We start from the raw sequence: 26538 nt of genomic DNA on the forward strand, positions 1-26538 counted from the left end.
GACGGCAGTGCGAACGACGGCAGTGCGAACGACGGCAGTGCGAACGGGGAAGGCGGGGGTGCGGGCGGGAGACGGGGACTGAGGTGCCGAACGCGCTGGCCCCCCGCCGCCGAGCCGCTTGACGTCCGCCGTGCCGCTGCCCCTGCCGCCGCCCCTGTCGTCGCCGAACGACGCCTGTGCCGCCTCCCGACCCGACGCCGCCGCCGCCGTGGTCGGTCGTCACCGTGGGACGGCTGCGTGTGCCGCCGCCCCGGTAGTCTGCGCTCGCGCCCGGTCCGGGCAGCGCTTTCCCTTCGTGGAGGTCGAGACCGTATGAGCGATACGAGCCGGACCCACCGCCCCGGCATCGGCACCGACGGCACCGACGCCGACGGCCCCCACGCCGACGCAGCCTCGGTCGGCGAAACGGCCGAAGTACACGCCTCCGCAGCGCCCGGAGCCGCCGAACTCGGCCCGCTCGTCCGTCACTTCACTCTTGCCTGCGACGGCGAGATCCTCAGTTGTACGGAGGCTGCCCCCCGCCCCGCCCTCCCGGCCGGCGCCCTTCCGGACGTACCTGCCCCGGGCCCCTCTGCCCTCGTCCTGCACGGTGCCGGCAACGGTGACAAGCAGAGCCCCGGCATCCTGGCAGCCCACCTTGCCGCCCGCGGTCACCGAGCCCTCGCCTTCGACTTCTCCGGTCACGGCGCGAGCACGGGCAAGCTCGGCGAACTCAGCCTGCGCCGCCGCTTCGAGCAGGCCCGCGCGGTCGTCGACCGCCACGTTCCCGTCGACTCCCCACTCCTCCTCGTCGGCTACAGCATGAGCGGTCAGACCGTCGCAGACCTGGCGACGCACTACGGCCCGCGCATCGCCGCCGTCGGACTCGGCGCACCGGCCGTATACGCGGCCGAGGCATGGCCGGTCGCGTTCGGTGCGGGCTTCACGAGGATCATCCGTACGCCGGAGAGCTGGCGGAAGTCCCCCGCTCTCGACGCGTTCCGGGCGCTGCCCGCCGGCGTTCGCGCCGTACTCGCCACCCCGGCGGTGGACGCCGTGATCCCACCGGCCGTCACCGAGAGCGTGGACGAGGCGCTGGGTGCGTCCCGGGCGCACTACACCCGGATCGTTCTCGCGGACGCCGACCACCGGTTGAGCCTGCGGTTCGCGTCCGACGCCACCGCGCGGAACGAATTCCTGGACGCGCTGCTCGGGCCGCGGCCGTCGGAGGCCGCAGCCGCAGGACTTCGTACACGGCATCCCGTACATCGCATCTCATACACGCAATCCCGTGCGTGAGATCTCGTGCATGCGATGTCGTGCGTGAGATCCCATACATGTGGTCCCGTACACGTGGTCCCGCGCATGTGGTCCCGTATATGAGACCTCACGCACGGGACCCGGTGCAGGGGACTCCGAACGGCGGGACTCCGAACGGCGGGGCCCCGCGCGCCGGGATCTCGTACTCAAGACCGAATCCATCGGGCTCTTCGGCACCTAGCCTGTTCGCATGACGCCCCGCCTCGCCCCGCTTCTGACGCGGTCCGGACGATGAACGCCTCCACGTTCCTCGCCCTCACCGACGTTTCCCACCCGTACCCGCTCATCCGGGGAGGCGGCCTCTTCCTCCTCTTCGTGGGTCTTGGTTTCCTGCTCGGCTGGATCTACCAGCGCCGCTGGATACCGCTGGTCATCGGCGGTGGCGTCGCAGGCTTCGCCGCGAGCGGACTGAGCGCGCTGCTGCCCTCGCTCGGCACACCGTCGTTCGCGCAGATCGCGGGCCTGGTCGCCTCGTTCGTCCTGGAAATGGGTCTGATCTATCTGGTCATCAGCCACTTCCAGCGGCAGCAGGCAGAGCCTCCGCATGAGTCGCCGCACAAGCAACCGTTTCAGCGTCAACAGGCGCAATCGACACCGCAGCGCCACCAGTACCAGCAGGATCTCCAGCCGGGGTCATCGTCGCCTTCCGATTCCGACGAGCGCACGCTCATCCTCCGCATCCTGCTCGTGGTCGGCCTGCACTTCCTCGTCATGGGCATCGCCCACGGCCCCCTCATGACCGTCCTCGGCCTCGCGTCCACCGCGAACGCCCTCGTCGGCCTGTACGTCGCCAAGTGGGCCCCGCTGCGCGCGCTGGGCGTGACGGACGCCGTGCTGAAACTCGGCTTCGGCACATGGATGCTGGTGGGGTACCCGGCGGTGACCTTCGCCTGACCGGCACCCCTTCGGTGGCGTGGGCGTCGAACACAGCGTCCGTCCGGCGGCCGTCGGGTGCGGCATGCTGGCCCGATGACGACGATGTACGGCAACGGCAGTGCGGGGCGTTACGCCTCCGGCCGCGACGCTGCGACCGCTCACGCATGGGCGGCCCTCGGCGGCCGGCCCGAACTCGTGACACGGGTTTCGTACGAGCAGGACGCCGGCGATGTGCTCCGAGCCCGGTTGCCTGTGCGGAACTTGGCTCGGGCGGCGGTAGGCGCGTGCTCACTGGCCGCTGCGGAGCTTTCCGCTGTACGGAACGGCGAGGCCGATGTCGTGGACGCGGCGGACGTACCTCCAGTGCGCGTATCGGAAGGGGCCGTCGCCACCGCCTTCCACAGCGAACGGCTGCTGCGCGTCGACGGGCGCGCCCCGGCGAACTTCGCCCCCCTGTCCGGCTTCTGGCGCACCGCCGACAGCTGGGTGCGCACGCACGCCAACTATCCGCACCACCGCGCCCGACTGCTCGCCGCACTGGACATATCGGACGACGGGACTTGTGACGACGACGCCCTCGCCGAGGTGCTGGCGAGCGAACTCGTGACGCGTACGGCATCCGATGTACAGGATCTCGTATACGAAGCAGGCGGGCTCGCCGTCGCGCTGGCTCCGGCCCCCGCCTCGTCGGACGGTCCGTCGCTGCCGCTCGCCGAGGTACGTCGGGCCCCCGCTGCCGGGCGACGACGGCTTCCCGCCGCTGCACTGCCGGCCGAAGGCGTACGGGTCCTGGACCTGACCCGCGTACTCGCCGGGCCGCTGGCCGCGCGGACGCTCGCCCTGCTCGGCGCGGACGTACTGCGCGTTGACCCGCCCCAGCTGCGCGAGGACGCCGACACCCACACCGACACGGGAATGGGCAAACGCTCCGCCCTGCTCGACGTCGGGGAGCCCGGCGACCGCGAGGTCTTCGACGGGCTGCTGGCCTCCGCCGACGTCGTCCTCTGCGCGTACCGCCCCGGTGCCCTGGACCGCCTGGGCCTGGCCCCGGACACGCTGCTGGAACGCCACCCCGGGCTGATCGTCGCCCAGCTCGGCGCCTGGGGCTGGAGCGGGCCGTGGGCGATGCGACGCGGTTTCGACAGCCTCGTCCAGGTGCGCACCGGCATCGCCTCGATCGAGGGCGAGGGCGAGGGGCAGAACGAGGACGGCACCGCAGGCGGACGGCCCGGCGTACTGCCCGCGCAGGCACTGGATCACAGCACCGGCTACCTCGTCGCAAGCGGGGTGCTGCGCGCACTGACGGAGGGTCAGTGCGACGGTCGTGGCCGTCGCTTGCGGTTCTCGCTGGCGGGTACCGCGTCCTGGCTGATGCACGGCCTGCGGCCCACCGTGCCCGCCGAAGGCCGATACGATCCCCGACGTTGGATGACGACCTGCCCCTCGCCGTACGGAATGCTCGACCACGCTCTGTCGCCGGTGCGGTACGAGGGCTCCCCGCGCGACTGGAGCCGGTCGGTGAGCAGGTGGGGCACGGACAGCCCCGTGTGGCGTTGAGAGGCGGTGCGCCGGTGACGACTACCGCGCCACGTCCCGTGTACGAGGTGGTACGAGGTCTCCTGCACAGTGCAGGCGGCCTTCCGTGCGACGTTTCCTACGCGAGGGCTCGTACATGCTGTCTCGTACAGGATGTCTCGTGCATGACGTCTCGTGTACGACGCCTCATGCGGAACGTCTCATGCGGGACGTCTCGTGTACGAGACCTCGGCGCGACGTCTCTCATGCTCGATGTCCCGTGTGCAGGACGTGCCGTCCGCTGTCCGACGCCGATTCCCGACGTGCGATGCTGCACGTCGTTCGCATTCTGACCGAGAGATCTGCGAGGCCCCGAATGACGTCCGTGCCGCCGCGAGATGTTCCGGTGCCGGGGGGAAGCGCCGGGCCGGAGCTGCCCCTTGTCGTGCCGCGCGCCCTTCGCCCCGGGCCCCCGGCCGGCGGAGACAGCCTCGTCCTTCCGCAAAGAGGCGCGGACGTATGGCAGTTGGCGATTTCCGAGTACCGGGTCACCGACGGGGACCGGGGGCTGCTCGACGTCGCCGAACGCGAGCGGCACGCCGCGTTCCGCAAGCCCGAGGACCGGGACCGTTACGCTGCGGCCCACGTCGGCCTCCGCCGCCTGCTCGGCGCGTACCTCGGCCGGCAGCCGTCCTCGGTCGTCATCGGCAGGGAACCCTGCCCCCTCTGCCCCGCACCGGACCGGGACCCGGGCGCCGGACCCGGGCCGGAACCCCACGGCCGCCCCGCCGTCCCCGGCTCCGGCCTCCACTTCTCGCTCTCCCACAGCGGTGACCTGGTCCTCTTTGCCTTCGCTCCGACTCCGGTGGGCATCGACGTGGAACTCCTCGTCGACGTCCGTCAGGCCGACGAGATCTCTGCCGTCCTGCACCCGGACGAGCGCGCCGAACTCGACGAACTGCGTGCGGACGACGCCGCCCGGCTGGCCGCGTTCGGCCGCTGCTGGTGCCGCAAGGAGGCCTACCTCAAGGGTACGGGCACGGGTCTGGCCGTCCCCCTCGACGGCACCTACGTCGGCGCGGGCCTCCACCCGGGCGAGGTCCCCGGCTGGCAACTGACGGACCTGGCGGTGCGACCGGGTTACGCGGCCGCCCTGGCGGTCGCCGATGTCCCGCACGGTGATCGCGTCGGTCGCTGACGCCGATGGCCCGCGCGATGGCCGCGTCGGTCGCTGACGCCGATGTCTCGCGCGGTGGCCGCGTCGGTCGGCGCTGCCGTCTCGTGCGGTGGCCGCCTCGGTCGGCGCTGACGTCCCGCAGGGTGGCCACCGCACCGACCGTCGCGGATTCCGCGCACACCGGCCACCGACCCGCCCATCGGACCGCTCAACGATCCGGCCGACTGCGGGACCCCGACGCTGTTTGCCGCCGTCCCGTCGGGCAGGATCGTCAGCATGCTGAGTATCGGATCCGTGGTGATGGGCGTCTCGGACGTACCGCGCGCCGCCGCCTTCTGGACGGCCGCGCTGGGATACGTACCGCGGGAGAAGACGAAGGACGACTGGGTGGTCCTGACACCCCCGCAGGGCTCCTCGGGAGTGCAGTTGGCGCTGGGGCTCAGCCGTACGCCGCTCCAGGAACATCCGCGTGTCCACCTCGACCTCTACGCGGACGATGCCGCCGCGCAGACGGCCGAGGTCGAGCGGCTGGTGTCGCTGGGGGCGCGACGCGTCGACTGGGCCGACTACCCGGAGGACCCCGACTTCGTCGTCCTCGCCGATACCGAGGGCAACCTCTTCTGCGTCATCGACACCAGCCGGGGCTGAACCGGCGCCCGGCCCTGCTTCCGTCCGGAGACGGGATCCATCGCCGGACGGGCGTGCAGGTGCTCGTCGCGGTGGCGGCCGTCACCGAAGCGGTGGCAAGCGTCCAAGGCCCCCTCGGGGAGGTAGCCGCAGCGGTGTCCGCCCTGGCACGACACCGCGTTCTCGACGGCGTGGGGGCGTTCGATATGCGTCGAACTCCCGCGTCGGCAAGGTGCCGACCGTCGACTCCGAGCACCTGCTCCCGCTCCCTCGGCGCGACCCAGCGTCCGAACGTACGGACGGGCCGTGCCTTGCGTCGCCCGGCTTTGTCCGTACGCTCGCCGCATGACGAGCAACGAACCCGCATCTGTCCCCGCCCTCTACGCGGTGGTCACCACGACCACCGACGACGAGGGCAAGGCGCACACCCTAGCTGCCCGCGCGGTCGACGAACGGCTGGCGGCCTGTGCGCAGGTGTATCCGGTGGCGTCGGTCTACCGGTGGGAGGGGGCGGTCGAGCGGGCGCAGGAGTGGCGCATCGACTTCAAGACGCGCGGAGAGCTGGTGGCCGCACTGGCCGCATGTCTGGGGGAGTGGCACGACTACGACACCCCGGAGGTCGTTGCCGTGCCGGTGGTGGCGGGCAGTACGGCGTACTTGGACTGGGTGTCGGCGCAGACGGACAGCGGGACGGGGTCCTGAGACGGGTCTCCTGCCTGCCCAGGTAGGCAGGCAGGCGGGCGGCGGCCGCGCCCGGACAGTGTCACTCGATCCCCGGCCGCGCCCGACGGTCTGCGGATCCGGCCCGACTTCGTTCAACTCTCGGCATGTCGGCGGTGGTAGTGGCGGGCCACCCGGGCGCGGTTGCCGCATGAGGGCTTGCACCACTCCTGGCGGCCGTGACGCTTGACGTAGTAGCGCACACAGCGCGGTGCGGTGCAGGCGCGCAGGAGTTCGCGTTCGGGGCCGGCGAGGAAGGCGATGGCGGCACGCGCCAGGGCGGCGTTGAGCCGTACGAGCGGGTCGCTGTCCGCTGACGGGAGCAGATGGGCCACGGGCAACTCGTCCTTGCACCAGCGCAGTTGCGGAACCGTCGGCTCCCGTGCGGCTGCCGTGTTCAGCCGGTCCAGGGCCTGTTGTACGGGAAGCAGGCGGCCGACGTCCGCCGGGCTGGGCGGCCCGGGGCTCACCGCCCGTGCGAACAGTGTCCGTACGGCCTGGCGGAGCGCGACCAGTTCGCCGCGTGCGGTCTCGTCGACGGAGAGGCGTCCGGCGTGCTCCACCAGGGGGCCGTTGCCCGCGAACAGCTCCGCCTGGGCGTCGAGCCAGCGCGCTGCGCCCGCGACGTCACACAGGTCGTCGGTCACCCCGCCTTCTCCGTCGTGGCGGATCGTACTGACCAGTTCCAGTGCCAAGTACCGCTCCATCGGGCTCCCTTGTGCGGGCGGGAAGTTCCGTACCCCTTGATCACGGAACGGTGCGTACTCTACGGTCCCTAACGGGATATCGGAAATGTTCCATTAGGAAGAAGGAAGGCAGGCAGCGATGACCACTGTGCTGGCACAGATCAGTGACCTCCATCTGGACGGCAGCCCACGTGCCACCGAACGCGCCGTGCGCGTCATGGAACACCTGCGTGCGCTGCCGCGTCCTGTGGACGCCGTCCTGGTCACCGGGGACATAGCCGACCACGGCGATCTCGCCGAGTACGAGGAGGCGGCCCGCATCCTCGACGCCCCCTTCCCGGTCCTGCCGTGCCCCGGGAACCACGACGTACGGGCGGCCTACCGCAAGGGCCTGCTGGACGGCAACGACGGCGAAGGGCCCGCCGACACCGACACCGACCCCGACGCCCCCGTCAACCGCCTCCACCACATCGCCGGCACCGCGATCCTCATGTGCGACTCGACCATCCCCGGCCGTGACGAGGGCCGCCTCGGCGCCTCGACACTGCGCTGGATCACCGACTCCCTCGACGGCCTGCCCCGCGAGACCCCTGCACTCCTCGCCTTCCACCAGCCGCCCGTCGACCTCCACCACCCACTGCCCGACTCCTGCCGCCTTGAGCACCCCGAGGACCTGGCCGCCGTGCTCGCCGCGTACCCCCGGATCGTCGCCGTCCTCACCGGCCACGCGCACACCGCCGCCGCGTCCACCTTCGCGGGCCGGCCGCTCCTCGTGGGTCCGGCCGTGACCTGGACGCTGCGCATGCCCTGGGAGGGCGAAGGGGCGGTCGACCGCGACCAGCCGCCCGGCATCGCCTACCACGTCCTCGACGACACCCACCGCCTGACGACGCACTACCGCGTCGTGCTGTGAACCCGGTAGCGCTGCGAACCGGTAGCGCTGCGAACCGGGAGTGCTGCCGCGACACATGAGGGCGAGCACCCGCGCGGCCCGGCGTACGATTCCCCGGCCTGCGGCCCCCCGGTTTGCGGGCCCACTGCTCGCGGGCTCACGGTTGCGGGCCCACTGCTCGCGGTCGCGGTCACATGCTGCACGACTGCACGGTTTACGACTGTTTACGATTCACGTCCATACGACGCAACCCCTTCGTTCCAGCTCGGCCACCTGCGGATCGGTGGGGGAGAGACTGTTCCAGCGCAGGTCAAGGCGCTCCAAGGCGGGCAGGGCGACAATCCAGTGGGGTAGTCGGGTCAGACGGTTGCCGCGCATGTCGAGTTGCCGGAGGAGAGGAAGCCCCCTCAGGGATGCAGGAAGGTCCGTGAACGCGTTCTCGCGCAGCTCCAGGTGACGCAGCTCGTTCAGAGCCGCGAAGGTGGGCGGAAGTGCGGCGAGGGCGTTGCCGCGCAGCCGCAGCTCTCGAAGGTGGTGCAGGAGACCGACGGAGTCCGGCAGGGCGGTCAAGCCGGCGTACTGGGCGTGGAGTTCGACGAGGGACGACAGGCATCCGAGGGAGTGGGGGAGTGCGCTGAGGGGGTTCTGCCCGGTGTTGAGATAGCGCAGGCGTGTCAAGTTGCGCAGGGTAGACGGGAGTTGAGTGAGCCGGTTGTCGTGCAGGTAGAGGCAGTCAGTGAGACCGGTGAGTTCGCCCAGGGCGTCGGGGAGGGTGGTGAGGGCGTTGTGGCCCAGGTCCAGGGTGGTGAGAGAACGCAGCCGGCCGATCTCGGGGGACAGCTCGGTGAGCCCGTTGTCGGCGAGGATCAGCGTCCGCAGGCCCGTCCGGTGCCACACATGATCGGGGACCGTGGCCAGCTCGTGCCGCCACAGGTTCAGTACGTTGTCGTCCACGCTTGCTCCTCGTACGGGGTCGCGGTGTGGGGGTCGGGGTATGCGGGTCGGGGTTGCGGGTCGGGCTTTTTCCTGGCAGTGGAATCAGGACGTGCGGGGTCGAGCTTGCTCGTAGCAGCGGATCCGCGACGTGTGGGGCCGGGCCTTCGCGCCCGAGCCGCCGAGTACCAAGGACCTGCCCTGTCGAGTACCAAAGGCCCGTTCTGTGCAGTGGCGGGGCGGTCACCATGGGATGGGTCCCCCGACAGCGCAGTCGGGGAGGGCCGGACGCCTTCGCCGCGCACGCGCACGTATGCGCAGCCGCCGCGATGGTGTCAGCCCTTCTTCCACCGTCCGTCCCCGGCCCCCCGCCTGTTCCCCGTTCCGCTCTTCTGATGTCGTCCGCCGCCCGTTCTCCCCTGTTCAGAGGCCCCGCTCATGCCTTCACGCTTTTCCGGTCCGCTGCTCGGCGGTCCGGGCGAGAGAACCCGCGTCTCCCGGCTGCGTCTGCTGCCCTGGCTGCTCTGGGCGATCACGGTGGTCGTCGAGTTCGCGACGGGCAGTGACATCCGGCTCAGTCCCGTCCTGGCCGTGGTGCCGCCTCTGGTGGCGATCGCACACGGCTGGCGAACCGTCGTCGCGTCCGGTGTGCTCGCCTGGGGCACGCAGCTGGTCTTCGTATGGCTCGACCCCACGTACAGCGCCGTCGGGTCGCTGACCCGGTTGATCGCCATGACCGGCATCACGACGGCAGGCGCGATCGCCTCCGTGGCGCGCGAGCGCGGCGAGGAACGCATCCGGCACATGCGCTCCCTGGCCGGCGGCGTACAGCAAGCGGTGCTGCGGCCGATTCCGGCGCTGACCGGCGGCTACCAGGTGGCGGGTTTCTACCAGGCGGCCGAGTCCGACGCCCGGGTCGGCGGCGACTTCTACGAGGCGCTGGAGACACCGTACGGACTGCGCGTGGTGCTCGGCGACGTGAGCGGAAAGGGATTGGCAGCGGTCGACGCGACCGTCACGCTGCTCGGCGCCTTCCGTGAGGCGGCGTACCGCGAGGAGAAGCCGGAGGCCATCGCCCACTGGATGGACCTCGCGCTCTCCCGACGGCAGGAAGCCACCGGCGACCGGCGGTTCGCGACCGCCCTCATCGTCCAGGCGGGGCCCGACGGACTGCTGCGGCTGGTCAACTGCGGCCACGTACCGCCGTGGTACGTCGACGGGGACAGCGCCCACGAGCTGCGGCTCCCGTCCGGAGTCCTGCTCGGTCTCTTCGACCACTTCCTCACCGACCCCCTTCCCACCGTCTCGCGCACCCTCGCTCCCGGCTCCTCCCTGCTGCTGGTCACCGACGGGGTGACCGAGGCGCGCGACGACCGGCGGGAGTTCTTCGACCTCGGGGGTGCGCTCTGCGAGCAGGGCCTCGGCAGGAACCCGGTGGCGGTCAAGGACGCGGTCCTGACCGGCCTCGGCCACCACACCGGCGGTCGCCTCTGCGACGACGCGGCGGCCCTGGTACTGGCACGGCCGGACGGGGGGCGTGCGCGGCGCTGAGGGTGTACGAGACGTCATACGCGATATATGAGACACGATGCACGGCGCACGGTGCACGAGGCCTCGGACATGACGTACGAGACGCGATGTGCCGTATACGAGACTTCGCCGCCCCGCACCCCGCCGCATCGTGCACGAGGGACCCCGCCACGTGCACCGGACATCGGACCCACGCACGAGTGACGAACGACCCGCGTCGTGTCGCACCGTCAGCCGCGCGAGAGACAAACACCCCGTGCCGCACCGTGCACGAGCCCTGCCGCATGCACCGGACCCCCGCACGACGAGTGACCAGCAACCCGCGTCGCACTGCCTACCCGGCAGCCGCAGACGCCCGTCCCACCGGCGTACCCGGGCGTGCGGCAGCCTCCTCGTACCGGTCCACGATCAGCCGCGCCACCGCCCCGTGTGCACCCAGTGGCGCCGAGACCACCGAACCGGCGGTGTCCGCCGCCTCCGCCGCCCGGCGGGCGAAGAAGCCCGGCGTCATCAGGTAGCTCGCCACGGTCACGTCCCGGTGGCCCTGCGCGCGGAGCGCAGCCAGCGCGTCGGCGGGGGTGGGGGAGCCCGCGCACAGGTACGAGGCGACCGCCGGCCGGCCCAGCTGCTCGGCCAGCAGGTCCGCCATCGCGACGGCAGCCCGCTGAGAGACCGGGTCGGTCGAGCCGGCGGACGCCAGTACCACGGGCCCGGACGACGGCTCCCGCGCTTCCGCCAGCCGGTCCGCGAGCGCCGAGGCGAGCAGCGGGTCCGGACCCAGCGCGCGCGCCACCCGGGCCTCGACCTGCGGTGCCGCCGCCAGCACTTCCGGGATGTCGACCCGGATGTGAAATCCCGTCCCCAGCAGCAGGGGTACGAGAACGACCTCCCCCGACAGCTCCGCGAGCACGTCCGTGAGGCTCGGACGCGCCACGTCGACGTACGCCAGTACCACGCGCAGTCCGGGCCGCAGCTCCCGCACCCGGTCGAGAAGCGCCTCGGTGGTGGCCGTGCCCGACGGATCGCGCGTGCCGTGGGCGACGGCGAGCAACGGCGGCGTTCCGGCACCGCACCAGTCCGCGGCCCGGACGTCGTGTCCCGCCCGGAATCCCGTCCGCCCTGCTCCGTGCCTCACTCCGCGTCCACCGCCAGCCGGTAGCCCCGCTTGGTGACCGTACGGATCAGGGCGGCGTACGGTCCGAGGGCCGCCCGCAGTCGGCCCACCGCTGCCTCCACCGCGTGCTCGTCCGCCGGACGAGGCGCGGCGGAGGCAGTGGCGGAAGCGGCGCCGGTGACAGAAACGGCGTCGGACGCGAAGGCGGACGCAGCGTCGGCCGCAGCGGAGGAAGCGGGGGGCGGAGCAACAGCAGCAGCGGGGGTGTCCGTGGGCCACGCCCGCCGCAGCAGTTCGGCACGGCTCAGGACGGTGCCGGGGCGTTCAGCCAGCGCGCGCAGGATCGCGGCGGGCAGCGGCGTCAGGTGCACCGTGCCTGATGTACCGGATACGACCCCGCCCTGGAGAAGCAGCCGGCCACCCTCGAAGGTGCACTCCTGCCGGTGCCGGGCGGGCAGCTCCTGGTCGAGCGTACGGACCAGGGCGCCCAGCCGCCCACGCTCCGGCCACACGCACGGCACACCCTCCGCGAGCAGCGGCCGTGCGCAGACCGGGCCGATGCAGGCCGCCAGCACGTCCGTACGCAGCACGTCCAGTACCTGTTCCCGGCGGCCGATCTCGTCCGCCGTCGCCAGGAACGCCTCGATCGCCGGGGCGCTCGTGAACGGCAGCGCGTGCACCTCGCCCCGTACCGTCGACTCCACCAGCCGCCGCACCGCGTCCGGGTCCACCGCCGGCCCCCATCGGTACACCGGGACCTCGACGACCTCCGCACCGCGCTCGCGAAGAGCCGCCGTGAAGTCCGGCAGCGGTGCTCCGTGTTCCTGGATCGCGATCCGTCTGCCGTCCAACTCCTGTTCCAGGAGCCACTCCAGCATCTCGTCGACCGCCTCGGAAGCGGGCGCGTAACTCTCCCGCAGCCCGGAGGCCCGGATCGCACCGGTGGCCTTCGGGCCCCGGCTGACCACTGTCGCCGCACGGCACGCGTCGACGAGCCGCGCGCCCGTCCCCCAGCCCTCGGCCGCGCTGATCCAGCCGCGCCAGCCGACGCCGGTCGTCGCGATCACGTAGTCCAGGGGGTGGGCCAGGCAGGCATCGGTGGCCTCCCGCACGACGCTGTCGTCGTCGATCGGCACGATGCGCAGGGCGGGCGCGGAGACGATCTTCGCGCCGCGCCGGCGCAGGAGGGCCTCAAGTTCGTCCCGGCGGCGGTCGGCGGTCACTCCCACCGTCAGTCCGGCCAGTGAGCCCTCCGGCGGAACGGGGGTGGCGGGCATCGCTGTTGTCATGAACCGACAGTGGACGAGGCGTGTTAAGCCCCTGTTGCCGAAGTGTCTCCTGGGGGTTAGCCCTGCGCTACGGGCATGTGTCCTGCATCTCGCAGGCTGACCTGCGGAAAGTGAGTCGTCTGTACCGTCCGCGCAACGTGCGCGATGCGGGGGCGTAACGGCGCGCGGGCACGGTGGGGCCCATGAACGCGACCACGACGGCCACCCCCGGTGCACCCGTCGACACCCCGGTGGACACCCACTGTCCGTACTGCTCGTTGCAGTGCGGGATGCGGCTGCGCCCCACCGGGGACACCGTCGGCATCCCGGTGGAAATCGTCGAGCGGCCCCAGTTCCCCGTCAACGAGGGGGCGTTGTGCGGAAAGGGCCACAACGCCGCCGCCGTGTTGGCCCCCGGCGTCCGCCTCACCACCCCTCTCGTACGGGACGAGAAGGGCGGCCCGCTGCGGGAGGCCGGCTGGGACGAGGCCCTGGACCGGGCCGCGGCCGCCTTCACCACGGCGGGCGTACGGTACGGGCGGGACGCGGTCGGCGTGTTCGGCGGCGGCGGGCTGACGAACGAGAAGGCGTACCTGCTCGGCAAGTTCGCCCGCGTCGCCCTGCGCACTTCGCGCATCGACTACAACGGACGCTTCTGCATGTCGTCGGCGGCGGCCGCACACAAGGCCGCATTCGGCCTCGACCGGGGGCTGCCGTTCCCCCTCGCGGACGTGGCGCGCACCGGCTGCGTCCTGCTCGTCGGCTCCAACCTCGCCGACACGATGCCGCCCGCCGTCCGGTACCTGCGCGAGATGCAGGAGGGCGGCGGCAAGCTGATCGTCGTCGACCCGCGCCGCACCCGCACCGCCGACCTCGCCGATCTCCACCTGGCCGCAGCACCCGGTACGGACCTGGCGCTCGCGCTCGGGCTGCTGCACCTGGTGATCGCGGGCGGTCACGTCGACGAGGAGTTCGTGGCCTCCCGTACGACGGGGTACGAAGCGGCCCGCAAAGCGGCCATGGCGCACTGGCCCGAGCGGGTCGAAGCCCTCACCGGAGTCCCCGTCGCCCAACTTGGCCGCGCCGTCGAGCTGTTCGTGGGAGCCGGGACCGGGATGGTGCTGACGGCGCGTGGCCCCGAGCAGCAGTCCAAGGGCGTGGAGACGGTCGGCGCGTGGATCAACCTGTGCCTGGCCACCGGACGGGCCGGACGCCCGCTGTCCGGCTACGGCTGTCTGACCGGGCAGGGGAACGGGCAAGGCGGACGCGAACACGGCCAGAAGGCCGACCAACTCCCCGGCTACCGGTCGATAACCGACCCCGCGGCGCGCCAACACGTCTCCGCGGTATGGGGCGTTGCGGCCGATGAGCTGCCGGGGCCGGGTGTCTCCGCGTACGAGCTCCTCGACACGCTCGGCACGGAAGGCGGCGTCCGCGCCCTCTTCCTCATGGGTTCCAACCCGGTCGTCTCCGCCCCCCGCGCCCGCCACGTCACCGAGCGGCTGCGCGCCCTCGACGCCCTCGTGGTCTGCGACGTGGTCCTCTCCGAGACCGCCGCGCTCGCCGACGTCGTGCTGCCGTCGGCGCAGTGGGCGGAGGAGACCGGCACCATGACCAACCTGGAGGGCCGCGTCATCCTGCGCCAGGCCGCGATCCGGCCCCCCGACCAGGTCCGCACCGACCTGCACATCCTGCACGAACTCGCCGCCCGCCTCGGCCGCGACAAGGGGTTTGCGTACGATCCGGAAGAAGTGTTCGCCGAGCTGCGCGAGGCGTCCGCCGGTGGCCAGGCCGACTACTCCGGCATCAGCTACCAGCGGATACGCGCGGAGGACGGCGTCTTCTGGCCCTGCCCCGCCGTACGGGAGGACGACGCCGCGCCCCCCGGTGCCCTGGACCCCGGCACGCCACGGCCGACCACCCCCCACCCCGGCACCCCCCGCCTCTTCCTCGACGCGTTCGCCACCCCCGACGGCCGTGCCCGCTTCGCCGACGTCTCGCACCGCCCCTCCGCCGAGGAACCGGACGCCGACTACCCCCTCCACCTCACCACCGGCCGCGTCCTGGCCCAGTACCAGAGCGGTGCCCAGACCCGTCGCACCCCGGCGCTCAACGGCGCCGCCCCCGGCCCGTTCGTCGAGCTGCACCCCCGTCTCGCGGACCGCATCGGCGTCAGCGAAGGGGAGGTGGTCGTGGTGACGAGCCGACGCGGACGGGCGAGCGCACCCGCGAGGGTGACCAGCACGATCCGCCCGGACACCGTGTTCATGCCGTTCCACTGGGCGGGCGAGGGCCGCGCGAACACCCTCACCAACCCCGCCCTGGACCCCACCTCGCGCATGCCGGAATTCAAGGTGTGCGCGGTACGAGTGGAGAAGGCGTCATGACCGTACGCACCCGAGTGGCCGTCGTCGGCGCCGGTATGGCCGCCGCTCGACTCGCCCGCCAGACGCTCGTTCAACTACCGCCTGAAGCAATCGACGTCACGCTGTACGGGCACGAGCCGCACGCTCCCTACAACCGTGCCCTGCTCGCCGGAGTCCTCGACGGCCGCTACGCCCCCGAGGCCCTCGCCCTCCCCACCGGCGGAGCCACCGTCCGCACCGGCACCGAGGTCGTCGCCGTCGACACGGGCGCCCGCACTCTGCGCACCGACCTCGGCGAGAGCGTCCGGTACGACGCGCTGGTCCTGGCCACCGGTGCGAACCCGGTACTGCCACCGATCCGCGGGCTGCACGCGACGGACGGGCACGGGTCCAACGGGCGCGAGCTCAAGGAAGGCGTGCACGCTTTCCGCACCCTCGCCGACTGCGTCCGCCTCGCCGAAGCCGCCCGCGACGCCCGACGCGCCGTCGTCGTCGGCGGCGGCGTCCTCGGGGTGAGCGCAGCGCGCTCCCTCGCCGCCCTCGGCCTCCCCGTCGAGGTCGTACATCAGGCACCACATCTGATGGAGCGCCACCTCGACGACGAAGCCGGAGCCACCGTACGACGCGCCCTCGAAGGCATGGGGGCCGCCGTCTACACCGGAAACCGGGCCCGCGCCGTCGAAGGGGACACCGCCGTCACCGGCGTCCGGCTCGCCAACGGCCACGTACTCGACTGCGATCTCGTCGTCCTGACCTGCGGGGTCCGCCCCCGCACCGGACTCGCCCGAGCCGCCGGGATCGAGGTGCGCCGCGGCATCGTCGTCGACGACACCCTCGCCACCTCCGCACCCGGCGTGTACGCGATCGGCGACTGCACCGAGCACCGGGGCGCCGTCCACGGACTCACCGGACCCGGCTGGGCGCAGGCCGACGTGCTCGCCGCCCGGCTCTCCGGAACGGACCCCGACGCCACGTACACCGGAGTGCACGGAGTGGCCCGACTCACCGCAGGCGCCCTCGAAGTGGCCGCCTTCGGCGAGGTCGCGGACACCGACGGGGACGCCCTGCGGCTCGCCGACGGCACCCGCGGCGCGTACGGCTCGTACAAGAAGCTCGTGATGCGCGGCGACCGGCTGGTCGGCGCGATCCTCGTCGGCGACCTCGCCGCCGTGGGCGAACTCACCCGCACCTACGAGAGGGGCGAGCCGCTGCCGTCCCGCCCCCTCGACCTGTTCTCCCCCCTTGAAGGAGCAGTCCTGTGACGGAGACCCCGAAGACCCCGCGGAACCTGGTCCTCGTCGGCCACGGCATGGTCGGCCAGCGCTTCCTCGAAGCGTTCGCCGAGCGGGGCGGCTGCGGACCCGAGGGCGACTGGCACGTCACCGTCCTCGCCGAGGAACCACGCCCCGCCTACGACCGGGTTCACCTCACCTCGTGGTTCTCCGGCACCACCGCCGACGAACTCTCCATGTGGGACCGCGAGTTCGGCGAACAGAACGGCATCGATTTGCGGCTCGGCGACCCGGCGGACAAGATCGACCGTACGGCGCGCACGGTCACCGCCCGATCAGGTCAGGTCTTCCCGTACGACGCACTCGTGCTCGCCACCGGCTCGTACCCCTTCGTACCGCCGGTGCCCGGCCACGACGCGGCCGGCTGCTTCGTCTACCGGACCATCGAGGACCTAGAAGCCATCCGCGCCGCCGCCGACGACGCCCGCACCGGCGCGGTCGTCGGCGGCGGCCTCCTCGGCCTCGAAGCCGCGGGCGCACTGCGCGCGATGGGCCTCGACACCCATGTGGTGGAATTCGCGCCGCGCCTGATGGCCCTTCAGGTCGATGAGGGAGGCGGCGCCGTACTCCGGGACAAGATCCAGGAGCTGGGAGTCACCGTGCACACCGGGGCGGGAACCCAGACCGTCGAGACCGACGCCGACGGCGCCGTCCGCGGCATGGTGCTCTCCAACGGTGCGACCGTCGACGCCGACCTCGTCGTCTTCTCCGCCGGTGTACGCCCCCGCGACCAGCTCGCCCGCGACTGCGGCCTCCCGGTCGGCGAACGCGGAGGCATCGTCGTCGACGCGTCCTGCCGGACCGAGGACCCCGCCGTCTGGGCGATCGGCGAGTGCGCGCTCGCCTGCGACGGCCGGGTGTACGGACTGGTCGCCCCCGGCTACGCGATGGCAGAGACCGTCGCTGGTCAAATCACGGCAGCCGATGGCGAGTTCACTGGAGCGGACCTCTCCACCAAGCTCAAGCTGCTCGGTGTCGACGTCGCCAGCTTCGGTGACGCGCAGGGCGCCACCGAAGGCTCCCTCGAAGTGCTGTACGCCAACAGCCGCGAAGGCGTCTACAAGAAACTCGTCATCGGCACCGACGGCGCACTCCTCGGCGGAGTCCTGGTCGGCGACACCGACTCGTACGACCTGCTGCGTCCCCTCGCCCTCAACGGCGCCCCTCTCACCGCCCCGCCCGAGCAACTCGTCCTCCCCTCCTCGATCGGTGCGGCGCCCGGCCCCGTCGCCCTGCCCGACGAGGCCGTGGTCTGTTCCTGCCACAACGTCACCAAGGGAGCCATCCGTTCGGCCGTCGCCGACCAGGGCTGCGCGGACGTCCCCGCCGTCAAGAAATGCACCCGCGCCGGCACCGGCTGCGGCTCGTGCGTCAAACTCCTCGGCACCCTGGTCGGAGAGGAACTCGCCGCGCAGGGCGTCGAGGTCGGCCGGGGCCTGTGCGAGCACTTCACCCACACCCGGGCCGAGATCTACGAGATCGTCCGCGTCAAGGGCATCACCACCTTCGCCCAACTCATCGACGACCACGGCCAGTCGGCGGCCGGTGCGGAAGGCTGCGACGTCTGCAAGCCAGTCGTCGGGTCCGTCCTCGCCTCTCTCAGCCCCGCCCTCGGCGAAGCCGTCTCCGGGCACATCCTGGACGGGGAACAGGCCGCCCTCCAGGACACCAACGACCACTTCCTCGCCAACCTCCAGCGCAACGGCTCCTACTCCGTCGTCCCCCGCATCCCCGGCGGCGAAGTCACGCCCGACGGCCTCATCACCATCGGCGAGATCGCCCGCGACTTCGGCCTCTACACGAAGATCACCGGCGGACAGCGCATCGACATGTTCGGTGCCTCCGTCGACCAGCTCCCGGACATCTGGAAGCGTCTGGTCGACGCCGGATTCGAGTCCGGCCACGCGTACGGGAAGTCCCTGCGCACGGTCAAGTCCTGCGTGGGCCAGACCTGGTGCCGCTACGGCGTCCAGGACTCCGTCGCCCTCGCCATCGAGCTCGAACTGCGTTACCGCGGGCTGCGCGCCCCTCACAAGCTCAAGTCGGCCGTCAGCGGCTGCGCCCGCGAATGCGCCGAAGCGCAGAGCAAGGACTTCGGGATCATCGCCACCTCCGCCGGCTGGAACCTCTACGTCGGCGGCAACGGCGGCATGACACCTCGCCACGCCGATCTCCTCCTCGTCGACGCCGACCGCGACACCCTGCTGCGCACCATCGACCGTTTCCTGATGTTCTACGTTCGCACCGCCGACCGGCTGGAACGCACCGCCCCCTGGATCGAGCGCATGGAGGGCGGCCTCGACCACCTGCGCGCCGTCATCGTCGACGACTCCCTGGGAATCTGCGCAGAACTCGACGAACTGATGAGCCGTCACGTCGAGTCCTACGAGGACGAATGGCGCGCCACCCTGGAGAACCCGGACCGGCTCAGCCGCTTCGTCTCCTTCGTCAACGCACCCGGCACCCCTGACCCCACCATCCGCTTCGTCCCGGAGCGCGAACAGATCCGCCCCGCCCACCCCGAGGCCCACGACGCCTCCGACGCCTCGACGCAGACCTTCGTCGCGGGCCCGTCCCTGGAAGTGAGGAGCCTCGTATGAGCACGGCAGTGGTGAGAACGAAAGACATCGCCGGGGAGACGGCAGTCGTCGAAGTGGCGGTGGGCGAGCGGTGGTACACCGTCTGCGCGTACGACGCGCTCGTTCCGGGCCGGGGCGTCGCCGCCCTCGTCGACGGCCGCCAGATCGCCCTCTACCGGGACCGCACGGGCGCCGTCCACGCCGTCGGCAACCGCGACCCCTTCAGTGGCGCGCACGTCATCTCGCGCGGCATCCTCGGCAGCCGGGACGGCGTCCCTGTCGTCCTGTCCCCGATGTACAAGCAGGCCTTCGACCTGCGCACCGGCGCCTGCCTCGACGAGGAGGAGGCCCCTGACGGCTCACCGGCGGCGCTGCCGGTATGGCCCGTCCGTACCACCAACGCCCCTGTCGGTTCAGCAAGTTAGGCGGCCATGACCACCTCGGTACGCACCCCGCAACCCTCTCAGGCCCCTCCCGGGGGACGCCCGGTCATCGAGGAATGGCGGCCGGAGGACCCCGCCTTCTGGGCCGCCACCGGCGCGAAGGTCGCCCGCCGCAACCTCGTCTTCTCCGTGCTCTCCGAACACATCGGCTTCTCGGTGTGGAGCCTGTGGTCGGTTCTCGTCCTCTTCCTGGGCCCGGAGTACGGCATCGACCCCGCCGGGAAGTTCGTCCTCACCGCGGTACCCACCCTGCTCGGCGCGGCCCTGCGCATCCCGTACACCTTCGCCGTGGCGATCTTCGGTGGCCGCAACTGGACCGTGATCAGCGCCCTTGCGCTCCTGCTACCGGCCCTGCTCACCGCCTACGTCCTCGAACCCGGTGTCTCGTATACGACACTCCTGTGTGTGGCCGCGGTCGCGGGCATCGGCGGCGGCAACTTCGCCTCCTCCATGGCCAACATCAACGCCTTCTACCCCCAGCACCTCAAGGGCCGCGCCCTGGGCATCAACGCCGGCGGGGGCAACCTCGGGGTACCGGCGGTCCAGCTCCTCGGCCTGCTGGTCCTCGCCACGGCGGGCGCGGCCCACCCCCGCCTGGTCCCGTTGATCTACGTCCCCCTCATCGTGCTCGCGGCGGTCGCGGCGGCCCTGCGCATGGACAACCTGCCCGTGCTGCGCAACGACCGGGGCGCCCTGCGTGAAGCCGCCCGCGAGCCGCACACCTGGGTGATGTCGCTGCTGTACATCGGCACCTTCGGCTCGTTCATCGGATTCGGCTTCGCGTTCGGTCAGGTGCTGCTCGTGCAGTTCGAGGCCGACTTCCCGACGGCGGTCAGCGCCGCGTACCTCACCTTCCTCGGCCCCCTTCTCGGGTCGCTGATCCGACCGGTGGGCGGCGCGATGGCGGACCGCTGGGGCGGGGCAAAGGTCACCTTCTGGAACTTCGTGGCCATGGCGGCGGGCGCACTGCTGGTGCTGATCGCCTCACGCGAGGGCTCGCTGCCCCTGTTCCTGACCGGATTCGTGGCGCTGTTCGTGTTCAGCGGGATCGGCAACGGCTCCACGTACAAGATGATCCCCGGCATCTTCCACGCGAAGGCGGCACGCGAAACAGCGGCGGGAACGGACCCGGCCGAAGCGGAGAGCCGTTCCCGCCGCCGCGCGAGCGCCGTGATCGGCATCGCAGGCGCGGTCGGGGGACTGGGCGGGGTGCTGGTGAACATCGCGTTCCGCCAGTCCTTCCTCACCGAGGGGACGGGCGACGCGGCATACCTGGCGTTCCTCGCCTACTACGTGCTGTGCCTGGCGATCACCTGGGGGGTCTATCTCAGGCGGCGCGCCTGAGTCCCGCGCATGGTGCGGAGCGTAGGGCGCATCGTGCACGGTGCCTCGCGTATGAAGCACCGCGCATGAAGGACTGTGTACGAAGCACTGCGTATGAAGGATCGCGTGGGAAGCACTGTGTTTGAAGGATGGCGTACGAAGCCCTGCGTCACTACGTGTCAAGCACTGCGCGAGAAGGACCACGTACGGAGTCCCGGGGCGGTGGGGTGTGGGGTGGCCCGACCACCCCGGCGACCTCTACCGGGCGTGCTCGCGGAGGCATCGGAGTGTCACGCCCGTGCAGCCTCCTGCTCCTGCTCCAGCTGCTTCTTTCGGTTCCTGCGCAGTTTCGCCGGCCACTTCTTCGTGTCGCGCGGCTCCACGTACGGCTCGGTCTCCGCCGGAAGCCCCCCGCTGATCGCACGCTGCCGGGCCAGCTCCGCGTCGAACTCCAGGCCCAACAGCACCGCCAGGTTCGACAGCCACAGCCATACGAGGAAGATGATCACACCCGCAAGGGTCCCGTAGGTCTTGTTGTACGAGCCGAAGTTCGCGACGTACAGCGCGAAACCGGCGGACGCGACCAGCCAGAGGACCACGGCCAGCACGCTCCCCGGACTCACCCAGCGGAACCCGCGGCCCCGGACGTTCGGCGCCGACCAGAACAGCAGCGCGATCATCAGGACCACCAGCAACAGCAGCACCGGCCACTTGGCGATCGACCAGACCGTCACCGCCTCCTCGCCGAGTCCGACCGTCTTGCCGACCCACTCGGCCACGGAGCCGGTGAGGACCACGATGAGCGCACTGAGCGCCAGCATGACCATCAAGATCACTGTGAGCCCCACCCGCAGCGGAGTCACCTTCCACACCGGGCGACCCTCCGGCATGTCATATATGGCATTCGATGTACGAATGAACCCACCGACATAACCGGACGCCGACCACACCGCCGCCAGCAGACCGACGATCGCGATGACACCGCTGGTCCCTCCGCTGTTCTGGAGCTGCTGCACGGCCTGCATGATGATGTCCCGCACCGCGCCGGGCGCGAGTTTCTGGACGTTGTCCAGCACCGTCTTCGTCGCCGACTCGCCCATCACACCCAGCAGCGAAACAAGCACCAGCATCGCCGGGAACAGGGAGAGTACGCCGTAATAGGTGAGTGAGGCCGCCCGGTCCGGCAGTTCGTCGTCCAGGAACTCTTTGCCGGTACGCCGCATGACTGCCCACCAGGAGCGCTTGGGCAGATCGGTGGGCGCATCGGCTTCCCCGTCGGGATCGCGAGTCGTACCCGGCTCGGGCGTCGTACCCGGCTCAGACGTCGTGCCTTGCTCAGGCGTTGTGCCCGGCTCGGGGGACGGTCCCGGTACGCGCGGGGAACCAGGGCCATCCCCTACGTCTGATTTATCCGATACGTGCCCTTTGTTGCGCTCGTGTGCCTTGTCGTTGCCCGTCATGTCGGTGCGGGTACCCCGCAGTCCGGGAGAAACCCAGAAGCGGCGCAAGCAGCCAGAACCTGCGAAGACCAGGCGTCCGCGGGTTGACTCCCTCCCCCCGTGACGCCCTCGACGAGCCTCTCACTCGGGCTTATCGCCCGGCCCTTTTCCTGTCCGATGTCCTGCTCGCTGCGCTGGGGACGGTGGCGGTGCGGGTAACGAGAGCACAGTCGGCGGCCGACGCGTGTGCAGGTTTGTGCGACCGCGCTCCAGTGGTGGTCGTCCACGGTGCAAGGCTCGTCGAGGTCGATGCGCGGGCCCGCGCGTCCCCCGGGGGAGTGGGCGCCCTGCTGTATGCCCCGGCGTGTATCGCCACTCGCCGACCGTGCTTGAACGTTTCATTAAGGTCGTCGATCGATGTCCATTTTCTTGCTGTCGTGCCCATCGGAAGCTTGCTCGCAGCGATTCCCGCTGTCGAGAAGTCTGAAGTCCGGCAGTCGTGTGCGATCGGTTGACGCTCCCGACGGACCGGACCTAGCCTCCCTTCTGACGTCGCGGATGAATCCTTTCAGTCCAGTGATTCCCTTCGGAGAGGCCGGTGACCGCCGTGCAGCGTGTCTGCTTCCTGCTCAAGGTCCGCCCCGACCGCCTCGACGAGTACCGCACCCGGCATGCGGCCGTCTGGCCCGACATGCTCGACGCGCTCACCGCCGCGGGGTGGCACAACTACTCGCTCTTCCTCCGCGAAGACGGTCTGCTGGTCGGCTACTTGGAAACACCCGACTTCGCCGCAGCCCAGGCCGCTATCGCCTCCACCGAGGTCAACGCCCGCTGGCAGAAGTCGATGGCTGGATTCTTCGAACAGCTCGACGGCCGGAATCCGGACGAAGCGATGACCCCGCTGACCGAGGTCTTCCACCTCGCCTGACTGCGTAGCTCTTGAACTCCTCCTCCGGCACCGGTTGCCCCTACCCAAGGAGTACGTATGAGATCCCGCCCCGCCCTCGTGGCCGCCCTCGCGGTGGCTGCCTGCGTCGTCGCCACCACCCCTGCGGTAGCTGCCCCCGCGCGTGGCGCCCACTCTCACGGCCTGCATCACTGCACCACTTCCGGTGCAGGTTCGGACGCGGCCGGGCCAGCGAACGCAGGGGCGGCGACCACCCTCTGCCACTTCGATGTCGCCCCCGGCACGTACGACGTGACCGTCACCCTCGGCGGCGCCGAAGCGGCCAGCACCTCCGTCCAGGCCGAAGCCCGGCGCACGGTGCTCCACGAAACCGCGACCGCCCCGGGTGTCGCCGTCCGCCGCACCTTCACTGTCGACGTCCGTACCCCGGAGGGTGAGCCGACCGGCCCCGCCGGAACTCCCGGCCTCGACCTCACCTTCGGTGGTTCTGCCCCCGCCCTCTCCTCGATCCGGGTACGCCCGGCAGGCCATGCCCGTCAACTGCTCCTCCTCGGCGACTCGACGGTGTGCGACCAGCCCGGCGAGCCGTACTCGGGCTGGGGCCAGCAGCTTCCGCAGTACCTGAAGCGTGGCTTCTCCGTGGCGAACTACGCCGATTCCGGCGAGAGTTCGGTGTCGTACCGGGAGAACCCCGCACTCTTTCCCACCGTGCAGCAGAAGATCCGCCGTGGCGATCTCGCCCTGATCCAGCTCGCCCACAACGACAAGCAGACCGATGCGGCGACCTACCGGGCGAACCTCGCCGCGCTCGTCGAGGGAGTACGCGCACGAGGCGGCAATCCCGTCCTGGTCACCCCCATCGTCCGCCGCTGGTTCCACACCGACGGCACCCTCAACAACGACACCGCACTGCTCGTCAACGGCCTCGGTGTCGACCACCCGGCCGAGATCCGCGCCCTGGCCGCCACTCTGCGTGCGCCGCTGATCGACCTCACCGCCCTGACGAAGGCACGCGTCGAGCAACTCGGCCCGGAGGCATCCAAAGCCCTCTACCTCACCGCCGAGAAGCGGGACAACACGCACACCTCAGTGCGAGGCGCGACCGAGTACGCGCAGCTCGTACTGAGCGAGCTGCGCACCCAGCGACTGCTTCCGAACCGGGTGATCCGCTGAGATGCGGCATCCACGCGTGGCGTGGGGTACGACGGTGCATGAGGCGCGATGTATGACGTCTCCTGCACGATGTATGAGGAATCGCGCATGAGGTACGGCGTACGCCGGCCTGCGTGCGTCATCTCTCCCACGACCCGGTCAGTCGGTGGATCGGTGCACGGGTCCGTGCGTGGTCAGGACGGAATCAGGACGTGCTCAGGGCGTGCTCAGTACGGCCACCAGGTCGGCTCGGTGCAGAAGTGCCCGCCCAGCCGCGCGTGCGCCGGGTTCTCGTCCGACAGCTCGCCCTGCTCGGCGATGAGCTTTGCGGCGTACGGTTCGGAGTCGTCCTGCGGCAGGTATCCCAGCGCCCGCGCCTCCGAAAGGTCCCACCAGGTACGCGTGTTGGCGGACGAGCCGTACACGATCGAGTGCTGCACGCTGTCGGCGGTGAGCGCGGCGTGCAGCAGCCGCGCGCAGTCGGCCGGGCTCAGCCACAGCGACAGCATCCGTACCGAGGTGGGCTCCGGAAAGCACGAGCCGATGCGCACGGAGACGGTCTCCAGGCCGTGCAGGTCCCAGTAGAGCTGTGCCAGGTCCTCACCGAAACACTTGGACAGCCCGTAGAAGGTGTCCGGGCGATGCGGTGTGCCGACGGGCACCAGGGCCTCCTGGGAGAGGGGGGCCGTGCTGCCGCGCGGACGCGGGGTGAAGCCCACCGCGTGGTTGCTTGAGGCGGCGACGATACGCGGAATGCCGGCCTCGCGGGCGGCTTCGTACAGGTGGTACGTGCCCTCGATGTTGGCGCGCACGATCCTCTCGAACGTGGACTCCTGCGAGATGCCCGCGAGATGAATGATCGCGTCCACGCCCCGAACCGCCTCGCGGACCGCGTCCTCGTCCGCGAGGTCGGCGACGACTGCGTCCGGCTCGCCGGGGACGGGCCGCAGGTCGAGGAGCCGGAGCCGGTACCCGTATGCGGGCAGCAGGTCCCGCATCAGCGTGCCGAGACCTCCGGCGGCACCAGTGAGCAGGACGGTGCGGGGGACGGGCATGGACGGAGACTCCTTGCGCTGGGCGTTGCGGCGGGGTCGGATGGGTGCAGACGGTAGAGAGCGCTTTCTACTCCCGTCAAGTGAGGAAGCACTCCTCAACAGCGACCGTGACAAGGCGGATCGATGTGAACCGCCCCTTGTGAAAGGACCGTCAGCCGATATGCGAACAGCCGTCTTCCTCTACCCCTGGGACGTCGTCGACGACCCCGACGCCGCAGCCCGCATCGCGGATCTGGGTGTGCACCAGGTGACTCTCGCCGCCGCGTACCACTCCACTCGCGCCCTCACCCCCCGCCACCCACGCCATCGGATCGTTACCGCCGACCACTCCGCGGTGCTCTACGAACCGGACGCCGCCCGCTGGTCGGGCCACCGCCTGCGGCCGTATCCGGCGGGTGCGTGGGCCTGCGGCGATACGTATGCCGAAGCGGCCGACGCCCTGCGAGGCGCCGGCATCGACGTGCACAGCTGGGTGGTTCTGGCGCACAACTCCCGCTTGGGTACGGAGAACCCCGACATCGTCGTACGCAACGCCTACGGCGACCGCTACCCGTGGGCGCCCTGCATCGCCCGTCCGGAAGTCCAGGCGTATCTGGCCGCTCTGGCGGCCGAAGCGGCGGTGCGGCCCGGCGCGCGAGGAACCGAGCTGGAGTCCTGCGGCTGGTACGGACTGGCGCACCTGCACGCCCACGACAAGACGGGCGGCGTCGCGCTGGGCGATGCCGCCCAGTACCTGATGTCCCTCTGCTTCTGTACGGCGTGCCGCATCGGATATACCCAACACGGTGTGGACCCCGACCTGCTGGCCTGCACCGTGCGGCAGTGCCTGGAACCGCTCTGGTCCGCGGGCGGCACGTCCGCAGCCGGATGGCCCGCCGTGGTGGACCTGCTCGGCGCCCGTCTCGCGGCTGCCACCCTCACCTGGCGTACCGGGACGGCCCGTGGCCTTCAGGAACTGGTGGTCGGCGCCGTGCGAGCCGCCGCGGCTCCGGGGTTCCAGGTGCTGTTGCATGCCGACCCCGCCCCGTATCGCAGTGGCCCCAACCCGGGCGCAGACCCGGCGCACCTGCTCTCCATCGCCGACGGCGCGGTGCTGCCCTGCGGTGGGGGCGGAGCTGAAACGGTACTTCCGCCGTTCGTTCCCCACCGCGAACAAGGTTCCGTCATCGCGGCCAACTTCTCCGTGGTCGCCGGGATGGGTGGCAGTCCGGACACGCTCGTTGCCGACGTCCGACGCGCACAGACCCTTGGTGCCAACGAACTCCGGCTGTATCACGCGGGCTTGGCTACCGATGCGGACCTACGGGCCGTCAGGGAGTCTCTTCGCGTCCTGATCTGATGGGTC

General features: G+C 71.0%; 22 protein-coding genes. 16 read left to right on the forward strand and 6 right to left on the reverse strand.

What is annotated here, in order from left to right; genetic code table 11:
* Positions 1–312 precede the first annotated feature (312 nt).
* From ACQPZG_RS01905 to cutA, 6 genes are all read left to right on the forward strand, one after another.
* A complete protein-coding gene (locus ACQPZG_RS01905) occupies positions 313–1278 on the forward strand; it encodes an alpha/beta hydrolase (protein ID WP_433543990.1) in 966 nt (321 codons plus the stop codon).
* Between the two features lie 252 nt (positions 1279–1530).
* The gene (locus ACQPZG_RS01910) at positions 1531–2193 is read left to right on the forward strand and encodes a DUF6609 family protein (RefSeq protein WP_433543991.1); all 663 of its coding nucleotides are present in this window, start codon (positions 1531–1533) and stop codon (positions 2191–2193) included.
* A gap of 75 nt (positions 2194–2268) precedes the next feature.
* Entirely contained in the window at positions 2269–3732 is a 1464-nt protein-coding gene (locus ACQPZG_RS01915; RefSeq protein ID WP_433543992.1) for a CoA transferase, read from the forward strand.
* Between the two features lie 484 nt (positions 3733–4216).
* Positions 4217–4888, forward strand: a complete 672-nt coding sequence (locus ACQPZG_RS01920) for a 4'-phosphopantetheinyl transferase family protein (RefSeq protein WP_433543993.1) — start codon at positions 4217–4219, stop codon at positions 4886–4888.
* A gap of 255 nt (positions 4889–5143) precedes the next feature.
* The gene (locus ACQPZG_RS01925; RefSeq protein ID WP_433543994.1) at positions 5144–5515 is read left to right on the forward strand and encodes a VOC family protein; all 372 of its coding nucleotides are present in this window, start codon (positions 5144–5146) and stop codon (positions 5513–5515) included.
* A 324-nt stretch (positions 5516–5839) separates the two neighbouring features.
* Entirely contained in the window at positions 5840–6196 is a 357-nt protein-coding gene (cutA, locus tag ACQPZG_RS01930; protein ID WP_433543995.1) for a divalent-cation tolerance protein CutA, read from the forward strand.
* Between the two features lie 113 nt (positions 6197–6309).
* Here the strand turns inward: cutA and ACQPZG_RS01935 are convergent, their stop codons facing one another.
* Complete coding sequence (locus ACQPZG_RS01935; RefSeq protein WP_433543996.1) at positions 6310–6921, reverse strand: CGNR zinc finger domain-containing protein; 612 nt, start codon at positions 6919–6921, stop codon at positions 6310–6312.
* Positions 6922–7039: 118 nt separating this feature from the next.
* Here ACQPZG_RS01935 and ACQPZG_RS01940 point away from each other — a divergent pair, with 118 nt between their 5' ends.
* A complete protein-coding gene (locus ACQPZG_RS01940) occupies positions 7040–7813 on the forward strand; it encodes a metallophosphoesterase (protein ID WP_433543997.1) in 774 nt (257 codons plus the stop codon).
* A 210-nt stretch (positions 7814–8023) separates the two neighbouring features.
* Here ACQPZG_RS01940 and ACQPZG_RS01945 read toward each other — a convergent pair whose 3' ends face one another.
* Positions 8024–8746, reverse strand: a complete 723-nt coding sequence (locus ACQPZG_RS01945) for a leucine-rich repeat domain-containing protein (protein ID WP_433543998.1) — start codon at positions 8744–8746, stop codon at positions 8024–8026.
* A 417-nt stretch (positions 8747–9163) separates the two neighbouring features.
* Between ACQPZG_RS01945 and ACQPZG_RS01950 the strand changes: the two genes are divergently transcribed.
* Positions 9164–10276, forward strand: a complete 1113-nt coding sequence (locus tag ACQPZG_RS01950; protein WP_433543999.1) for a PP2C family protein-serine/threonine phosphatase — start codon at positions 9164–9166, stop codon at positions 10274–10276.
* Positions 10277–10589: 313 nt separating this feature from the next.
* Here the strand turns inward: ACQPZG_RS01950 and ACQPZG_RS01955 are convergent, their stop codons facing one another.
* The gene (locus ACQPZG_RS01955) at positions 10590–11390 is read right to left on the reverse strand and encodes a sirohydrochlorin chelatase (protein WP_433544000.1); all 801 of its coding nucleotides are present in this window, start codon (positions 11388–11390) and stop codon (positions 10590–10592) included.
* Positions 11387–12658, reverse strand: coding sequence for a uroporphyrinogen-III synthase (locus ACQPZG_RS01960; protein ID WP_433544001.1), 1272 nt, complete (start codon positions 12656–12658; stop codon positions 11387–11389). Before ACQPZG_RS01960 ends, ACQPZG_RS01955 begins: the two co-directional genes overlap by 4 nt.
* Before the next feature lie 182 nt (positions 12659–12840).
* Here ACQPZG_RS01960 and ACQPZG_RS01965 point away from each other — a divergent pair, with 182 nt between their 5' ends.
* The 5 genes from ACQPZG_RS01965 to ACQPZG_RS01985 are packed head-to-tail and all read left to right on the forward strand — an operon-like array spanning position 12841 to position 20661.
* Positions 12841–15024 carry a molybdopterin oxidoreductase family protein gene (locus ACQPZG_RS01965; protein ID WP_433544002.1) on the forward strand — a complete coding sequence of 728 codons (2184 nt, stop codon included), beginning with the start codon at positions 12841–12843 and terminating at the stop codon, positions 15022–15024.
* Positions 15021–16265, forward strand: a complete 1245-nt coding sequence (locus tag ACQPZG_RS01970) for an NAD(P)/FAD-dependent oxidoreductase (protein ID WP_433544003.1) — start codon at positions 15021–15023, stop codon at positions 16263–16265. The genes ACQPZG_RS01965 and ACQPZG_RS01970 overlap by 4 nt, the downstream gene beginning before the upstream one ends.
* Before the next feature lie 47 nt (positions 16266–16312).
* The gene (gene nirB / locus ACQPZG_RS01975) at positions 16313–18895 is read left to right on the forward strand and encodes a nitrite reductase large subunit NirB (RefSeq protein WP_433544596.1); all 2583 of its coding nucleotides are present in this window, start codon (positions 16313–16315) and stop codon (positions 18893–18895) included.
* A complete protein-coding gene (gene nirD, locus ACQPZG_RS01980) occupies positions 18892–19299 on the forward strand; it encodes a nitrite reductase small subunit NirD (RefSeq protein WP_433544004.1) in 408 nt (135 codons plus the stop codon). Before nirB ends, nirD begins: the two co-directional genes overlap by 4 nt.
* Before the next feature lie 6 nt (positions 19300–19305).
* Positions 19306–20661, forward strand: coding sequence for a nitrate/nitrite transporter (locus ACQPZG_RS01985; protein WP_185035477.1), 1356 nt, complete (start codon positions 19306–19308; stop codon positions 20659–20661).
* Positions 20662–20930: 269 nt separating this feature from the next.
* Here ACQPZG_RS01985 and ACQPZG_RS01990 read toward each other — a convergent pair whose 3' ends face one another.
* A complete protein-coding gene (locus tag ACQPZG_RS01990; RefSeq protein WP_433544005.1) occupies positions 20931–22100 on the reverse strand; it encodes a YhjD/YihY/BrkB family envelope integrity protein in 1170 nt (389 codons plus the stop codon).
* Between the two features lie 586 nt (positions 22101–22686).
* Here ACQPZG_RS01990 and ACQPZG_RS01995 point away from each other — a divergent pair.
* Complete coding sequence (locus tag ACQPZG_RS01995) at positions 22687–23007, forward strand: L-rhamnose mutarotase (protein ID WP_433544597.1); 321 nt, start codon at positions 22687–22689, stop codon at positions 23005–23007.
* 57 nt (positions 23008–23064) lie between these two features.
* A complete protein-coding gene (locus ACQPZG_RS02000) occupies positions 23065–24159 on the forward strand; it encodes a rhamnogalacturonan acetylesterase (protein ID WP_433544006.1) in 1095 nt (364 codons plus the stop codon).
* Positions 24160–24365: 206 nt separating this feature from the next.
* Here ACQPZG_RS02000 and ACQPZG_RS02005 read toward each other — a convergent pair whose 3' ends face one another.
* Positions 24366–25193 carry an NAD-dependent epimerase/dehydratase family protein gene (locus tag ACQPZG_RS02005; protein ID WP_433544007.1) on the reverse strand — a complete coding sequence of 276 codons (828 nt, stop codon included), beginning with the start codon at positions 25191–25193 and terminating at the stop codon, positions 24366–24368.
* 160 nt (positions 25194–25353) lie between these two features.
* Between ACQPZG_RS02005 and ACQPZG_RS02010 the strand changes: the two genes are divergently transcribed.
* Positions 25354–26532 carry a hypothetical protein gene (locus tag ACQPZG_RS02010; protein WP_433544008.1) on the forward strand — a complete coding sequence of 393 codons (1179 nt, stop codon included), beginning with the start codon at positions 25354–25356 and terminating at the stop codon, positions 26530–26532.
* Positions 26533–26538: the final 6 nt, after the last annotated feature.

The sequence above is a fragment of the Streptomyces sp. CA-294286 genome (assembly GCF_050947155.1).
Taxonomy (GTDB): domain Bacteria; phylum Actinomycetota; class Actinomycetes; order Streptomycetales; family Streptomycetaceae; genus Streptomyces.

Coding starts and splice junctions, on each gene's coding strand:
- ACQPZG_RS01905 (WP_433543990.1), top strand. CDS start 313: ATGAGCGATACGAGCCGGACCCACCGCCCCGGCATCGGCACCGACGGC.
- ACQPZG_RS01910 (WP_433543991.1), top strand. CDS start 1,531: ATGAACGCCTCCACGTTCCTCGCCCTCACCGACGTTTCCCACCCGTAC.
- ACQPZG_RS01915 (WP_433543992.1), top strand. CDS start 2,269: ATGACGACGATGTACGGCAACGGCAGTGCGGGGCGTTACGCCTCCGGC.
- ACQPZG_RS01925 (WP_433543994.1), top strand. CDS start 5,144: ATGCTGAGTATCGGATCCGTGGTGATGGGCGTCTCGGACGTACCGCGC.
- cutA (WP_433543995.1), top strand. CDS start 5,840: ATGACGAGCAACGAACCCGCATCTGTCCCCGCCCTCTACGCGGTGGTC.
- ACQPZG_RS01935 (WP_433543996.1), bottom strand. CDS start 6,921: ATGGAGCGGTACTTGGCACTGGAACTGGTCAGTACGATCCGCCACGAC.
- ACQPZG_RS01940 (WP_433543997.1), top strand. CDS start 7,040: ATGACCACTGTGCTGGCACAGATCAGTGACCTCCATCTGGACGGCAGC.
- ACQPZG_RS01950 (WP_433543999.1), top strand. CDS start 9,164: ATGCCTTCACGCTTTTCCGGTCCGCTGCTCGGCGGTCCGGGCGAGAGA.
- ACQPZG_RS01960 (WP_433544001.1), bottom strand. CDS start 12,658: ATGACAACAGCGATGCCCGCCACCCCCGTTCCGCCGGAGGGCTCACTG.
- ACQPZG_RS01965 (WP_433544002.1), top strand. CDS start 12,841: ATGAACGCGACCACGACGGCCACCCCCGGTGCACCCGTCGACACCCCG.
- ACQPZG_RS01970 (WP_433544003.1), top strand. CDS start 15,021: ATGACCGTACGCACCCGAGTGGCCGTCGTCGGCGCCGGTATGGCCGCC.
- nirB (WP_433544596.1), top strand. CDS start 16,313: ATGGTCGGCCAGCGCTTCCTCGAAGCGTTCGCCGAGCGGGGCGGCTGC.
- nirD (WP_433544004.1), top strand. CDS start 18,892: ATGAGCACGGCAGTGGTGAGAACGAAAGACATCGCCGGGGAGACGGCA.
- ACQPZG_RS01985 (WP_185035477.1), top strand. CDS start 19,306: ATGACCACCTCGGTACGCACCCCGCAACCCTCTCAGGCCCCTCCCGGG.
- ACQPZG_RS01990 (WP_433544005.1), bottom strand. CDS start 22,100: ATGACGGGCAACGACAAGGCACACGAGCGCAACAAAGGGCACGTATCG.
- ACQPZG_RS02000 (WP_433544006.1), top strand. CDS start 23,065: ATGAGATCCCGCCCCGCCCTCGTGGCCGCCCTCGCGGTGGCTGCCTGC.
- ACQPZG_RS02005 (WP_433544007.1), bottom strand. CDS start 25,193: ATGCCCGTCCCCCGCACCGTCCTGCTCACTGGTGCCGCCGGAGGTCTC.
- ACQPZG_RS02010 (WP_433544008.1), top strand. CDS start 25,354: ATGCGAACAGCCGTCTTCCTCTACCCCTGGGACGTCGTCGACGACCCC.